This is a genomic window from Clostridium sp. DL1XJH146 (assembly GCF_054819755.1).
In genome coordinates, this window is record NZ_JBTVVN010000002.1 from 34,853 (window position 1) to 49,783 (window position 14,931).

At 28.5% G+C, this 14,931-nt stretch carries 13 protein-coding genes; 1 reads left to right on the top strand and 12 read right to left on the bottom strand.

The features are described 5' to 3' along the window. The 6 genes from ACVHXK_RS01690 to ACVHXK_RS01715 form a co-directional block, all read right to left on the bottom strand. Positions 1–1,485, bottom strand: a complete 1,485-nt coding sequence (locus tag ACVHXK_RS01690) for a YjjI family glycine radical enzyme (RefSeq protein ID WP_461204615.1) — start codon at positions 1,483–1,485, stop codon at positions 1–3. A 237-nt stretch (positions 1,486–1,722) separates the two neighbouring features. Beyond that, a complete protein-coding gene (gene nth, locus ACVHXK_RS01695; protein WP_461204616.1) occupies positions 1,723–2,349 on the bottom strand; it encodes an endonuclease III in 627 nt (208 codons plus the stop codon). Between the two features lie 8 nt (positions 2,350–2,357). Continuing rightward, positions 2,358–3,071, bottom strand: a complete 714-nt coding sequence (locus tag ACVHXK_RS01700) for a lysophospholipid acyltransferase family protein (protein WP_461204617.1) — start codon at positions 3,069–3,071, stop codon at positions 2,358–2,360. A 32-nt stretch (positions 3,072–3,103) separates the two neighbouring features. Then, positions 3,104–4,081 carry a tRNA epoxyqueuosine(34) reductase QueG gene (gene queG / locus ACVHXK_RS01705; protein ID WP_461204618.1) on the bottom strand — a complete coding sequence of 326 codons (978 nt, stop codon included), beginning with the start codon at positions 4,079–4,081 and terminating at the stop codon, positions 3,104–3,106. A gap of 181 nt (positions 4,082–4,262) precedes the next feature. After that, positions 4,263–4,973, bottom strand: a complete 711-nt coding sequence (gene sleB, locus ACVHXK_RS01710) for a spore cortex-lytic enzyme (RefSeq protein WP_461204750.1) — start codon at positions 4,971–4,973, stop codon at positions 4,263–4,265. A 346-nt stretch (positions 4,974–5,319) separates the two neighbouring features. Then, complete coding sequence (locus tag ACVHXK_RS01715; protein ID WP_461204619.1) at positions 5,320–6,582, bottom strand: magnesium transporter MgtE N-terminal domain-containing protein; 1,263 nt, start codon at positions 6,580–6,582, stop codon at positions 5,320–5,322. 421 nt (positions 6,583–7,003) lie between these two features. Between ACVHXK_RS01715 and ACVHXK_RS01720 the strand changes: the two genes are divergently transcribed. Further along, positions 7,004–8,932, top strand: coding sequence for a YgiQ family radical SAM protein (locus tag ACVHXK_RS01720; RefSeq protein ID WP_461204620.1), 1,929 nt, complete (start codon positions 7,004–7,006; stop codon positions 8,930–8,932). A gap of 768 nt (positions 8,933–9,700) precedes the next feature. On the opposite strand, the gene ACVHXK_RS01725 is transcribed toward ACVHXK_RS01720, so the two are convergent. The 6 genes from ACVHXK_RS01725 to sdaAB all read right to left on the bottom strand — a co-directional run bounded on the left by ACVHXK_RS01725 (position 9,701) and on the right by sdaAB (position 14,765). Continuing rightward, positions 9,701–10,588 carry a YegS/Rv2252/BmrU family lipid kinase gene (locus ACVHXK_RS01725; protein ID WP_461204621.1) on the bottom strand — a complete coding sequence of 296 codons (888 nt, stop codon included), beginning with the start codon at positions 10,586–10,588 and terminating at the stop codon, positions 9,701–9,703. A gap of 496 nt (positions 10,589–11,084) precedes the next feature. Further along, positions 11,085–11,516, bottom strand: a complete 432-nt coding sequence (locus ACVHXK_RS01730; protein ID WP_461204622.1) for a CBS domain-containing protein — start codon at positions 11,514–11,516, stop codon at positions 11,085–11,087. A gap of 63 nt (positions 11,517–11,579) precedes the next feature. After that, complete coding sequence (locus ACVHXK_RS01735) at positions 11,580–11,909, bottom strand: hypothetical protein (RefSeq protein ID WP_461204623.1); 330 nt, start codon at positions 11,907–11,909, stop codon at positions 11,580–11,582. A 53-nt stretch (positions 11,910–11,962) separates the two neighbouring features. Next, positions 11,963–13,009, bottom strand: a complete 1,047-nt coding sequence (cax, locus tag ACVHXK_RS01740; RefSeq protein WP_461204624.1) for a calcium/proton exchanger — start codon at positions 13,007–13,009, stop codon at positions 11,963–11,965. Positions 13,010–13,208: 199 nt separating this feature from the next. After that, positions 13,209–14,084, bottom strand: coding sequence for an L-serine ammonia-lyase, iron-sulfur-dependent, subunit alpha (gene sdaAA, locus ACVHXK_RS01745; RefSeq protein ID WP_461204625.1), 876 nt, complete (start codon positions 14,082–14,084; stop codon positions 13,209–13,211). Beyond that, entirely contained in the window at positions 14,085–14,765 is a 681-nt protein-coding gene (gene sdaAB, locus ACVHXK_RS01750) for an L-serine ammonia-lyase, iron-sulfur-dependent subunit beta (RefSeq protein ID WP_461204626.1), read from the bottom strand. Positions 14,766–14,931 lie beyond the last annotated feature (166 nt).

Sequence of the window (14,931 nt, forward strand, 5' to 3'; positions counted from 1 at the left end):
TCAAATCTTTCTATTTGGTCTATTTAGTATATTATTATTATCAATACTTGCTGCTCCAAATTTAGCAGTAGTTTCTCTTACTATTTCTTTGTTATTGTATTTTTCAATATCTTTTTTCTTAACAAGATATCCTGTAATTCTAATCAAATCTGAATCAGAAGTATTAATACAAAATATCTTCAATCCCTCATCTAATGCACCTTTAACAACTTTGACAACACCTTCTATGTTATTTTTAGCAGTTGCATCAAAATTATATATATCACTTACGCCTGTATCAAAATACTTTTGCAACTTAGACTCAGCGATTATTTGATCTAGTATATCAGGTTCTTCTCCAATTTTTATTCTTACACCTGCTGTAACATCAATATCGGAATCAATCCCTGATTGAGCATGAAATCCTATTTTACCATTTAATCCGTAGCAATATTTACTATCATGTGCTTTAACATATTCTCTAGCTTTTTTTATAATTCTTTCAGCTATAACTAATGCCTCTTCATCTTTGCCAACCTTTAAGCCATCAGTCAATACCTCTACACACTCATATAAACCAAATACCGCTGCCATAGCAGTGAAATTATCAATTGAAATAATTTTTTCTTTTGCAAAGAAAGAATTTTGGAAAAATTTTGATTCTTCCACTAAAAATTTTATCCTAGCATCTATAATTTCACACTCTAAATCAATAGCCTTTTTTAAATCTTCTTCTATAAAACTTTCAATATCATTAGCTTTTTTAGCCACTTCCTTTAAATTTAATCTAACTAAAGTAAAGCTACCTCCACCTAATTTTAATGAATTATAACAAGATGCTATTCCATAATTTTCTCCTAAATCTTTTCTTATTTCTTCATCATTAATAAAGTAAGGCTTACCTACTTCTAATGCTGTTTCAACTGCTTTCTTTATTAAATCATCGCTTGTTTTTTCATTTATTCTAAGAGAAATATTAGGTACAGCTTTTTTTAATTCTTTTTCTAAATCTAATACTAAATTACCAACTTTAGTTTCCTCTGGTCCAATATCCATATGAACAAAGGAATCTGGAAGAGTTCTATCAATATTTATCAAAAACATCCTAAGTAAATTTTCAAGTTCTTGATCAGTGACTGTATTTACAAAAGGTTGAAGTAATTTATCAACATCCCCTAAAAATACAGGATATCCTGTTACTGAAGGAACATACTGATATATTATAAGCAAAGCATTAATGGCTTCGTACATATCTTTAGGTGGCTCAATATTTAAATATTCTGACCCATTTGCAAAATAATTCTTATAATCAGGCAATACATATCTAGGTTTATATGGAGCATGGCCTTCAAATAGGTCACAAATCAAACCTTCTTCAAGATATCTATGAGCTTCTTCACTAATATCTACATAAGGTAGCGAATTTTCTGCTTCACAAGCTAGCGCGTGTGTTTTTTGTTTTAAATCTAAAGTTTCATCTTTTATAATATTTAATGAATTATCCAATATAATCACCTCAATTTATTTATCATAATACTATTATAACAAAAAAAACATATAATAACATTGAATCGGATTAAATTTATCAATAAAAATTATTTTTTAATATTTATTATGATATATAACCAGAAATAAGTACAAAATAAAAAACTTACAAGTATCTATAAGTTTTTTATTTTGGTAAATTTACTCAATATGTATGCAATTGCTTTTTTAATAAAAAATATAGCTTAAATATAATATTTAATACTTATAAAACTCACAATAAGTATTTATAGGACAATCCTCACATAATGGTTTCCTAGCTTTACAAATTTTGCGTCCATGCCAAATCAAATAATGGTGCATATTGCTCCAAGTTTCTTTAGGCAAGATTTCCATAAGCTTCTCTTCTACTTGTAAAGGGGTTTTCCCTTTTGCAAGGCCTATCCTATTAGCTACTCTAAACACATGCGTATCTACAGCTATAGCATCTTTTCCAAATGCATTCGCTAAAACTACATTAGCAGTTTTTCTACCTACGCCCGGCAAACTAATCAATTTTTCAAAATCATTCGGTACTTGTCCGTTATATTTATCGAGCAGTTCTTTTGTTGTTAATAAAATATTCTTGCTTTTATTTTTATATAAACCACAACTTCTAATCTTTTCACCTAATTCTTCTCTACTTAGTTCAATCATATCTGTAGCGTTACCATAATCTTTATATAACTCTTCGGTTATAATGTTAACTCTCTCATCTGTGCATTGTGCAGATAAGATTGTAGAAATAAGCAATTGATATGAATTTTTAAACTCTAGTCCACATTTAGCTCCATCATATGTTTTTTGAAGCAACTCAACAATCTTATGTACTCTTTCTTTTTCCAAATAATCACCTACTGTTTTGAATAAACTCCTCTGTATTCTTCAGGAATTAAATCAGCAATACTATTCATAATAATTTCTAAGCATCTATCTTCATATTCTTTTTTAGATTCGCCTTCATTTATTTTAGGTAAAAAATATTTATTTCCTACATTTATTTTAACATCTGAATAGTGAAAAGTCTCTTTTTCCATGCTTCCTTCTTTGTTTATAGGCAATAATTTTTCTGTTCCTGTAATTCCAAGTGGAATAATAGACGCCTTTGTCATTTTTGCTATAAGCGTAATACCTTTTTTACCTTCAATCATAGAGCCTGTTCTACTTCTAGTTCCTTCTGGGAAAATACAAAGACTATTTCCTCCCTTAATTAAATTAATTATCTTTTTAATACCTTCTCTATCTGCTGTATTAGGTCTTACTGGCGTTGTTTTAACTAAATTAAGTCCTAATTTTGTCAAAGAATTATCTGCCAATTTAACACCAGCAACATAAGTAACATCATCATATTTACTTAAAAGCTTATTAATCATCAAAGCATCTGAATTACTTAAATGATTGCAAATATAAATAACAGGCTTTTCTAAATCTTTTTTTAATACTTCCTCATTATCAACTTCCAAATTAGCATACTTATTTATGTACTTATTAAGTAATTTCTTAGACATATAACTAACAAATCTATCTGGGAGAACATTAACAATTTTCGTCATCCATGGAGAAATCATATACATCCACCTTTCTTTATAATATATTTATATTATAAGTCCCTTTTTTTTAAAAGTCTAATATAATATTTCTCAAGATATGGAGAATTAAATTTCAAATCCATTTTCACCTTAGAATTATTAGTAATTTCACTAATTAGCACATTCCTTATAAGGATATTCTTACCCCTCCATCCACAGGAAGTTATCTTATATTTTTCTTTAAATTCTTTATTATTCATGTTCAAAATTTCTTCACTTCTTACTCTACTCATATAATCTAACGGCTTTAAATTATTTAATTTTGAAAATTGGATTTTAGTATTATACGGACAAACATCTTGGCATGTATCACAACCAAAAATTCTTCCTTGTAATTTTTCAAACCAATCTTCTTCAATTTCTTTTTTTTGAGTCATATAAGATAAACATATATTAGGATTATTAACATTTTTATTTATAGCTTTAGTTGGACAGGCTAAAATACACTTTTGGCATTCTCCACATTTACTATCCACCTTCTTATCTTCTTCAATTTCCAAATCAGTTATTATTTCACCTAGAAAAACATAAGATCCATATTTTTCTGTAATAAGCATACTATTCTTGCCAATAAACCCTATACCGCTTTGCTGTGCTATATATCTTTCTGGCAAAGGATTTGAATCTACAAAATACATAGCTTTTCCACCCAAACTTATAATAAATTCACATACACTTTGGAGATACTCTCCTAAAACTATATGATAATCCTTACCCATAGTATATTTAGAAAAATACAACTCACTTTTTTTGTAATCACCAAAATAATAAGGAAAAGCTATAGAAATAATAGTTTTTCCTTCTTTCATTTGCAAAAACGGATTTATCTTTTTATCAATATCTTTTTCCTCAAATTCATTTAAATAACCTTTATCCTCTTTTTCTCTATAATAATCTTCTAACTCATCAAAAACTCTACACTTAGTAAAACCTATAGTATCTAATCCTACATTCTTACAATAGTCAATAATCTTCTCTTTTAATTTCATTAATATCACCATCTATAATATTTTTAACGGGAACTAATTATTTATCAACTAAAATTATAGCATAGCAATTACATAATATACAAATACAATGCACAATCAATTTTATAGTTCACAGTTCACAGTTTCTGCACTCTGCAAACTTCACTCTTCTTTTAAAAAGCACTCTTCTTTTTAAAAAACACTATCTACAAAATCTATGTTTTCCAATTACTTTAATAAGTGGTCTTGACCAAATCCATTTACTTGTTGCTGTTGCTGGATTGAAATAATAGACTGCTCCACCTGATGGATCCCAACCATTTAAAGCATCTTGTGCTGCCCTCACTGACGTATCTTTTAATGCCGCATTAATTTGGCCATCTGCTACAGCTGTGAAAGCTCCTGGTTGATATATAACACCTGCTATGGTTGAAGGGAATCTTGAATCTGAAACTCTATTTAAAACACAAGCTCCAACAGCAACTTGACCTTCATACGGCTCTCCTCTTGCCTCACCATTTATAATTCTTGCAAGTAACATTAAATTTTGGTCATTAGATGATGAATTACCTGTTGAACCTCCGTTTCCTTCTGAAGCTACATTAATGCCTAAGGCAGCTAACGTTTGGGCGCCTGCCACTCCATCAACACTCAATCCATTTTTTCTCTGAAAATATTTCACAGATGTATATGTTTGGTATCCATATATACCATCTACTCCATAACTATAATATCCCCAGTTCTTCAATTTTGTTTGAATTTGAGAAACAACTTCATCTTTTGACCCATATTTATATACAACAGCTTCTAAAGCCATATGATATGGTTTTAAATATATAGTTGTCATTGCAAATGAAAATATAAGCGCCAAAGTCAATATCCATATCCTTTTATAAAAATCTTTTATCTTCATCATATGTACCCTCCAAATTAAATTTGCAATGTTCAATGTGCAATTAATGTTGATTTTCTTCTCTTCAGTCAGAAAATCTCTAATTAATTTGATAATTAAAGATTTTGCGTAGCAAAATCATCCTTAATTGCTAATTGCTAATTGCTAATTGCTAATTGCTAATTGCTAATTGCTAATTAATCTAATAATCCTTACTCACTACTATTGAAACAATTTCATAGTTATTAACGTCAATCTAAACAAAATTCTTATTTAGTTCTATTTTGTGCAATTTTTTTTAAAATAACACAAAAAAACTCACAAATTATTAATTTGCGAGTTTTTTATCTTTAATTTAGTTTTATATTTATACTGCTTTTTTTAAAAGTTTAGTCCATCCTTCTTTAAAAATCTCATCCATAACATCGTTGATCAGTACAACACCTTGAAGTTCTTCATTTAAATTAATTACAGGTATTGCAACTAAATCATATTTTATAAATTTCTTTACTGCAGAATTTATGTTTTCATTATCAATTACACTTATTACATCATCTTCCATTATTTCCTTAATTTTCGAACTAGGATCCGCTAAAACTAAATCTCTTATAGATACCATTCCTATTGTTTTCTTAAATTCATCAATTATATAAATATAGTGCAAAACTCTTTCGTCAGGTTTAACTTCTCTTAGTAGGTCAATAATTTCACCTACTTCAATATTTAAATTAAATGCCATATGGTCTGTAGTCATAACACTACCACAGGTTTGCTCTTTATATTTCATTAAGCCCCTTACAATTTCTTCGTCATCATGTTCTAGATTTAGCAAAACTTTCTCAGCAGTCTTTTCATCTACTTCTTCAAGAATATCAGCAATTTCATCATTAGGCATATCAACTAACAATTCTTTTATTCTAGCATGGTCTAATGATTCAAGTAAACCTGCCTGAACTTCCGGTTCTATTTCTTCCAAAGTATCAGCTGCAATAGATTTATCTAAGCTTTCAAATATTTTATTTCTATATTTAAGATCAACCTCTTCTATAATATCAGCTATATCTGCCGGATGTAATCTTGCAATCTTTTTGTATGGAACTGAAACCTTAAGCCCATCATGAATAATCTCTAATGATTCAACATCATCCCACATAACTACAGTATCTTTATAATCTTTCTTTATAATCTTAAAAATTCTTTGAACAATAAAAGATAACTTGTATCTTCTACTCAAAGCTAATAGGCCAGTTTCAACAGCTAAAACTTTAATTTCGCCATTAATAACTGCTATTCTAAGATCATTTACACGAACTACCTTTTTGCCATTAACATCAATAATTTGCTTATTCATCAAATTTCTCCATAACAAAAAAGTATATTCTCTTGGAATTATATCCTTAACTAATCTAACTTGAATTTCAATCTTATTTCCATTTTCGACAAAATCAATATTTCTAAATTCATAGTTATAGACCTCACCATCTTTTTTAACTTTATACCCTATTGCCTTGGGATATCCGTTTGTTGTAATTGCATAAACGTCAGTAAGCTTTCCTATACAGTCTCCATACTCATCAATAATCTTCTTATTCAAAATTTCGCTCAAATAAAAGCTATTTAATCTTTTCATGGATATTCCTCCTTTATAGTGGAATATCCATATGTATAGAGTTAAAAGTTCAAAATTATGTTAGTTAATGCTCAACTTTTAATTCTATTCCTAAAACATATAAATATCCCACTGCTCATTATTAAATTTTATTATATTTTTCGTACTACAAGGCCCAGCGTCCATTATTGAAAGTTCACCTCACTTATCCTATTTTAATCTAATTATAAATTCTTTTAAAAATAAATTCAATAATTTTGCGCATAAAAATTCGCCCAATTTCATTATATGATAGTTGCTCACATCTTATGACTAAAAATATTCTACAATATAAATTTCACTTCATATTTATATTCTTATATGTTAATATTATATTTACTTTAGAATTTCCTTATAAGTAAGTAGTTTAGCTGGAAATTTTATAGATATGGAGGATAATAAAATGAATAAAGCAACTGATTTTTTACCTATTTCTAAGAATGATATGAAAAATCAAAATATAGATGAATTAGATTTTATTTTAATTTGGGGAGATGCCTATGTAGACCATCCCTCTTTTAGTGCTGCACTAATTGGTAGAGTGCTACAATCTGAAGGCTTTAATGTAGGAATAATACCCCAGCCTAATTGGAATGATGTTAACGAATTCAAAAAACTTGGCAAACCTAAATATGCATTTCTAATTTCAGCTGGAAATATGGATTCTATGGTTAATCACTATACTTCAACTAAGAAAAGAAGAAGAAAAGATTTATACACTCCTGGTGAGAAAATAGGTTCTAGACCTGATAGAGCTACAATAGTATATTCAAATAAAGCAAGAGAAGCATATAAAGATGTACCTATAATCATTGGTGGAATTGAAGCTAGTCTTAGAAGATTTGCGCATTACGATTATTGGTCAAATAAAGTAAGAAGAAGCATTCTTATGGATTCTAAAGCTGACCTCTTAGTTTTTGGTATGGGAGAAAAACCAATAATACAAATAGCTAATCTAATGAAATATGGTAAAAGTATAAATAATTTAACGGATGTAAAAGGAACAGTTCTCAGAACTAAAAATTTAGATGATGTGCAAAATTTTATAGAAGTTCCCTCATTCGAATCTTGCTCTGAAGACAAAATGAAATATGCTGAAAGTTATAAACTTGAGTATTACGAACAAGACCCTATTCGTGGTAAAGCGTTAGTTCAAAAACATGGTAATGATTATATAGTTCAAAATATACCCCAAACACCATTAACACCATCCGAAATGGATAATATATATAACCTTCCTTATGTAAGAGAAAGTCATCCTATTTATGAAAAAGATGGTGGTATCGCTGCTTTAAATGAAGTTAAATTTTCTATAACCAGTCATAGAGGTTGTTTTGGTGGATGTTCATTTTGTGCACTAAATTTTCATCAAGGAAGAATAATCCAAAAACGTTCTGAAGAATCCATAGTTGAAGAAGCTCAAATACTTACAACTTTAGATGATTTTAAAGGTTATATACATGATATTGGCGGTCCAACTGCCAATTTTAGAAATAAATCCTGCGATTTACAAAACGAAAAAGGAACTTGCTCACATAAACAATGCGTATCACCTAAACCATGTAAAAATTTAAAAGTAGACCACACTGAATATTTAAATATTTTAAGAAAAGTTCGCGTACTTCCAAATATAAAAAAAGTTTTTGTAAGATCCGGAGTACGATTCGATTACTTAATGTATGATAAGGATGATAGTTTTTTCAAAGAACTATGCGAGCACCACATAAGTGGCCAATTAAAAGTGGCACCTGAACATATTAACAATAAAGTATTAACTCTTATGGGTAAACCTAACCATTCTGTTTATGAAAACTTTAAACAAAAATATGAAGTAATCAATAAAAATAAAGGATTAAAACAATACTTAGTTCCATATTTGATATCCAGTCACCCAGGTAGTGATTTGAATATAGCTATTGAATTAGCACTCTATATAAAAAAAATGAACTATACGCCTGAACAAGTTTCAGATTTTTACCCTACCCCTGGTAGTCTTTCTACAACTATGTTTTATACAGGTATCAACCCATTAACAGGCGAAAAAGTTTATATTCCAGACACTGAAGAAGAAAAAAAGATGCAAAGAGCCTTACTTCAATTTGATTTACCTGAAAATCATAAAATAGTAAAAAAAGCTTTAATTAAAGCTAATAGAGAAGATTTAATAGGCTATGATAAACACTGTTTAATCAAACCTTATGCGCCAAAAAAACAGTCTTATTCCAAGAAACATAAAAATAAAAAAATTAAGAATGATTTAACTTCAAATAACACTTTTAATCAAAATAATCAAAAAAGCAATGCAAAGAATAAAAAAGGAAAATCTAAATAAATATCAACAATATCTAAAATAGAGCCAAATAAAAAGCTAAAGAGATATTTGTTTTATCTCTTTAACTTTTTTATGCAATAATTCAATGTTAACATCCAGCATATATCATTTATTACTAACACCGGGAAAAAATTTATCTTCATTATAAATATGAATCCTTCAACAATAGAAAATATTGATGAAAAAAGTAACATTTTTTTACCGTAACTATCTTTTATTTTCTTATAATTCATCAATGTTGCTATTAAAACAAGAAAAAAAGTTACTACATATACTGCATTTAAAATGTTAATATGCATTAGTGAAAACCAATACCCAAAAGAGCTATTTGTATATAATTTGGCATCAAAAATTATATTGCTTATTATGTACTGAATACAAATAAAAGCACTCAAACTTATAATCAAAACAAACTTAGCTTTATTACTTCTAATTAACACATAATATGATATCAAAGCAGCAATTGGAATCACTAAATAATTCAAAAAATAAGCAGGACTAACATAATATACATATATTATGTTGTTCCAAATAGTAAACATAAATAATATAATAAATCTAATAAGCAAACCTAAGTATACTATATTGCACAAAAATTTAATTTTTAAAGGGGCAAACTTATTGCAATCTTCAACTCCCATATAAATAAGTATTAGAGCTAAAAAAATCAACACCAAATAAATATAAACCATAATTCCTTCCTTGATAAATTGCTATACTTAATAAATATTTATTTTATATTGATATTATTCATGATTTTTTAATTTCTTAGAAATTTATAATTCCTCTGACTTTTAAGTCACCTTTTATACATTCTATATCTAAAGGAAAATCCGGTCCCTTTTCTCCATCAATATCAGTTGCAATATTTTCATCGCATATTATCCTAAGTTTAGAAGTTTTAAAATAAACTATACTTTTATCAAAATCTAAGTACTCACCTCTTAATAATTTAATTAACAATGGCACTATATTAGCTATTTGATTAGCTTTGAAAATAATTACATCTAGCAATCCATCCATTAAGTTTGCGTTATATGCAAATTTAAAATTTCCCGCTGTAGCTCCATTAAAAACAAGCATCAAATACATATCTCCATCAAAAATCTTTTCTTCTGATTCAACCCTAATCTTCAATTTGCGAAAGTTTGGCAACTGCTCTATTCCCTTAACATAATAAGCTAATTTTCCTATAGTGTTCTTTAAATTCACATCTGTTTTTTGTGATACATCAGTAAACAACCCTGTACTTGCGACATTTATAAAATACCTCTCATTAATTTTGCCTAAATCGAGGCCTTTTACTTCTGAATTTATAATTTGTTCACAAGCCTTTTCAACATTACTTGGTATTCCTATAAATTTAGCAAAATCATTTGCAGTACCTGTTGGTAAAATTCCTAGAGGTAAATCAATATTATTATTCTTAATATAATTAACTATAATATCAACAGTACCATCTCCTCCAGCCACTAAGATGTATTCGTAATTTTCTTCTATGTCTTCAAATCCATCACTTAATTTAGCTTCATCATAAAATCTAAAAGGAACAACTTCATAATTGTATTTTTGATGTGTTTTTATTACTTTGTCTAAATCATATATTATTGTATTCTCACCCGAATAAGGATTATATATAAATTTTACTTTTCTCATCTACTCATCCCCCTTGTTTACTACAAAATTACATTCAACATCTTATCCATTATAAACTAAATATGGTCAATTGTATATTCTACCTCATGTGCTATAAATTATGTTTATTTACTATTCTTTATGTTGAATGTTCTATTTTTTGATTTGTATTTTTAACTTATATTTTTGATTTATATTTTGAGTTTATATTTTGGGTTTATGTTTCATGTATTTTGTTTCATGTATTTTATGTATTTTATTTTTATTTTATTTTTTTATCTTTTTTATTTTTTTATCTTTTTTCTTTTTCTTTTTCTTTTTCTTTTTCTTTTAAATTGTGCATTGTGCATTGTGCATTGTGCATTGTGCATTGTGCATTGTAATTATTCATTGTCTTTAATATTCTACCCATTTCTTAGTGTTATTTTACATCAATTTTAGAAACAAGAAAATCTCGCCAAGTAGTTTTTGGCGAGATTTAATAATAATTTAATTATTTTCATATTTTTTTAATAATTTATTGCATTGAAGGAGTACATGGTTCTGAAATATCTTTAAGTGCATCTCCAGCTTCAGAAGTTATATTCGGTTCCACTGCTAAATCTCCTAATGAAATAATTCCAACAAGATTTCCATTTTCCACTATCGGAAGTCTCCTTACTTGTCTTTCACTCATAATTCTTGCAGCATCATTAGTATCCATTGTTGGATCACCTGTTGCTGGATTTGAAGACATAATATCCTTCACTACTTGGTTTGAAGCATTTTCGCCATTGGCCGCTGATCTTAAAGCTACATCTCTATCTGTAATAATTCCTACTACTTGTTCTCCTCGACAAACGGGAATAGAACCCACATCATATTCTTTCATCAATGCAGCTGCATTTTCCACAGTATCGTCAGGATTTATTGTGGAAACATTTTTCGTCATAACATCTTTTACTTGCATTCACAACACCTCCAATTTTAGTTTATCCAAGAAGAGGTGTTCCTATTAATTATTTCATCTTTTTTATTCCTTAAAATAAATTTCCTGTTCAATTTCAGTTGCTATAAATCCTACTTCTACCTTTTCTTTTATGATTGCCGTTTTAATTTTACAATAAGAACAATATTGATATGATGTTTCATCAAGTGTATCTATTAATTTATCAATTATATCACCCAGTTTATCTGCTCTTTTCAAAGCGTCTTTTACATCTGATTTACTAGAAAGTGCAATTCTATTCAAATCATCTGCTCCACCAATTAACAATCTATAAGAATTTACTAATTGAGTTAGAACATTAGTTAAATTATTTATATCACCATAATATGTTTCAACAACTCTTCTATTAGCCACTCTATCACCCTTAGCATTACTATTACTTATATTATATTAAGCCTCTATGAAAATCATACCAAATAATAATAAGCCATTATTATTGTCAAATATAAAGCTAGTAATATAGCACCTTCAAACCAATATGTTTTACCATCTTGAAAAACAAAAAAGGACGTCGCTAAAGCAATTATAATCATAATTATATGAAAAATCGAAAAGCATAAATTCATACCCAAAGAATAAATACCTGAAAAAATAACTAGTAAGGGAATTGCAAATAATGCAATTTGCATAGATGAACCTATTGCAATTTCTAAACTCATATTAATTTTATTTTTTATTGCACACATTATTGCTGATACATTTTCTCCAGCATTACCTAAAATAGGCACCAATAAAATCCCGATAAATTCTTCAGATAATCCATAAATTTTAATAACGCTATTTAAATTTACTATTAACCTCTCACTTATAAAATATAATAAAACAGTACATGCTACAATATCAATAATTATCATAGATTTATTTTTTATAGTTCTACTACTTTCACTCTTAATTTCTCCTTCAATAACAAAAAGATTATTATGAGTATATAGAGAAAATATAAGACCTAAGCAATAAATAATTATCAATATTATCGAAACAATTATACTTAATGATTCAAATTCACTAGAGTTTATTTTGCTATAACTATCAAGTGTAGCCATAACTATTATTGTAGAAAAAGCTAATATAAGCATATTAAAATTTGTTCTTGCTATATTTTTGTTAAAACTTTGTTCCTTATACTTTAACCCTCCCATGAAAACAGAAATACCTAATACCAGCAACATATTACTTATTATTGATCCAATCATTGATGCTTTCACAAAAGAAATCATCCCAAGCTTAACTGACCAAAATCCCATCATTATTTCCGGTATATTACCCATCGTTGCAGAAATCAAACCACTTCTTTTTTCTCCTATATAAAAAGATAATTCAGTGGTATTATTACCCAAAATAATAGCAATTGGTATTATTAATACACTAAAAATCACTATATTAATAATAGGCATTTTAAAATTTCCTATCAAGACACCTATTATACCTAATATAAATATAATTCGCCTTCTCATTTTTTCTCCTCAGAAAGTGTTGCTCATATTTATATTATGGATTGTACTCTAAATAGTTACTTTTCATTATATTAATTAGCTCTTTTCTATTCATACTTTTATTGTATTTCCTTTATTGCTTATTTTGTTTATATTAATAAATAAAACCTGCAGTAAATTTGGTTTTCAAATCTATTTGCAGGCATATTTTTATCATCTACTATTTAGTTACTAACTCACATAGTTTTTTACCAGTTTTTGTTGTAGCTAAACCACCTAAAGCTGTTTCTCTTAACTCATAAGGTAACATTCTACCTACTCTATACATTGCTTCTACACAATCATCAAAAGGAATCTTACTTTTTACTCCACACATAACTAAATCAGCAGTAGTAAGAGCGTTAACTGTACCCGCTACATTTCTTTTAGCACAAGGTACTTCAACTAAACCTGCAATAGGATCACAAACTAATCCTAAAACATTTTTTATTACTATAGAAGCAGCATTTAACGCTTCATTTGGAGAACCACCCATCATTTCTACAACGGCTGCTGATGCCATTGCTGCTGCAGAACCACACTCTGCTTGACAGCCACCTTCTGCACCTGATACTGTCGCATTTTTTGCTATAAGCATGCCTACTCCTGAGGCTGTAAATAAAGCTTCAACTAATTCTTTGTCAGTCTTGCCTAATTTCTCTCCTGCTGTGATTATTGTAGCTGGAATAATTCCGCAAGAACCTGCCGTAGGAGCCGCAACAATTTTCCCCATAGATGCATTAACTTCAGAGCAAGATAATGCTCTAGCCATAGCAGTAATCATAAACTCTCCACATAAAGTTTCTCTATTATTGATATCTTCATTTATTTTGTATGCATCTCCACCAATTAATCCACTAATTGATTTTACGTTATTGAATCTTCCTTTGTCTGCTGATTTTTTCATAACTTCTAGATTTTTTTTCATTTTTTCAATTATTTGTTCTTTATCCAACCCTGCTTCTTCTATCTCAATACTCAATGTATATTCCCAAATTTTAATGTTTTGTTCTTCACAAATCTGGAGCAATTCTTTCCCACTATTTACAAAAGCCATTTAATTTACCTCTCTAACTGGATTAATAGATTTTATACTTTTAATTTTGCCAACTGAACTTATGTCATCAAGAATTTCTTTAGAAACTATAGAATCAGTTTCAATTACCATAAATGCATTTGAACCCTTTCCAGTTCTATAAACTTTTAGGAAAGCTATATTAATATTTGCATCATACAATTCTTTAGTTACTTTGGCTATCATTCCAGGAGTATCTATATGATTAATAATTAAAGTTGGATAATCCCCTCTGAAACTTACACTTAATCCATCAATCTCAATTATTTCAACATTCCCTCCTCCTATGGAGGAGCCTACAATTATATTTCGTGTTCCATTTTTTTTATTTATTATGAATTTAACAGTATTAGGATGAACGTCTCCCATATCTTCTTCTTCAAAATCAAAATCTAACATTTTCTCTTTTGCTATATCAAAAGAATTTCTCAAACTCTCATCCCAAGGAGCCATTCCTAAAATTCCTGCTACTAGAGCTTTATCAGTACCATGTCCTTTATACGTTTTTGCAAAAGAACCATGAAGAACAAATCTTACCTTTTCTATTTCTTCTCCTGCTATTGCTCTAGCAATTTTTGCAAGCCTTGCCGCCCCAGCTGTATGCGAACTTGATGGTCCTATCATAATAGGGCCTAATATATCAAAAGCACTATAACTACTCATATGTTTCTCCTTTTTTTAATTAGCTATCTTTTAAGTATTGTGGATCTTTAAACTATTGTTTGAATAATTTGGTTTAGTTCAAATAATAATTTTCAATTTGCAATTTGCAATTTGCAATTATGGATGATTCTCTGTGCATTGTGCATTGTGCATTGTGCATTGTGCA

What these genes read in the sequence shown, in the direction of transcription:
- ACVHXK_RS01700 (WP_461204617.1), bottom strand. Translation starts at nt 3,071, where the DNA reads ATGATTTCTCCATGGATGACGAAAATTGTTAATGTTCTCCCAGATAGA.
- queG (WP_461204618.1), bottom strand. Translation starts at nt 4,081, where the DNA reads ATGAAATTAAAAGAGAAGATTATTGACTATTGTAAGAATGTAGGATTA.
- sleB (WP_461204750.1), bottom strand. Translation starts at nt 4,973, where the DNA reads ATGAAGATAAAAGATTTTTATAAAAGGATATGGATATTGACTTTGGCG.
- ACVHXK_RS01715 (WP_461204619.1), bottom strand. Translation starts at nt 6,582, where the DNA reads ATGAAAAGATTAAATAGCTTTTATTTGAGCGAAATTTTGAATAAGAAG.
- ACVHXK_RS01720 (WP_461204620.1), top strand. Translation starts at nt 7,004, where the DNA reads ATGAATAAAGCAACTGATTTTTTACCTATTTCTAAGAATGATATGAAA.
- ACVHXK_RS01725 (WP_461204621.1), bottom strand. Translation starts at nt 10,588, where the DNA reads ATGAGAAAAGTAAAATTTATATATAATCCTTATTCGGGTGAGAATACA.
- ACVHXK_RS01730 (WP_461204622.1), bottom strand. Translation starts at nt 11,516, where the DNA reads ATGCAAGTAAAAGATGTTATGACGAAAAATGTTTCCACAATAAATCCT.
- cax (WP_461204624.1), bottom strand. Translation starts at nt 13,009, where the DNA reads ATGAGAAGGCGAATTATATTTATATTAGGTATAATAGGTGTCTTGATA.
- sdaAA (WP_461204625.1), bottom strand. Translation starts at nt 14,084, where the DNA reads ATGGCTTTTGTAAATAGTGGGAAAGAATTGCTCCAGATTTGTGAAGAA.
- sdaAB (WP_461204626.1), bottom strand. Translation starts at nt 14,765, where the DNA reads ATGAGTAGTTATAGTGCTTTTGATATATTAGGCCCTATTATGATAGGA.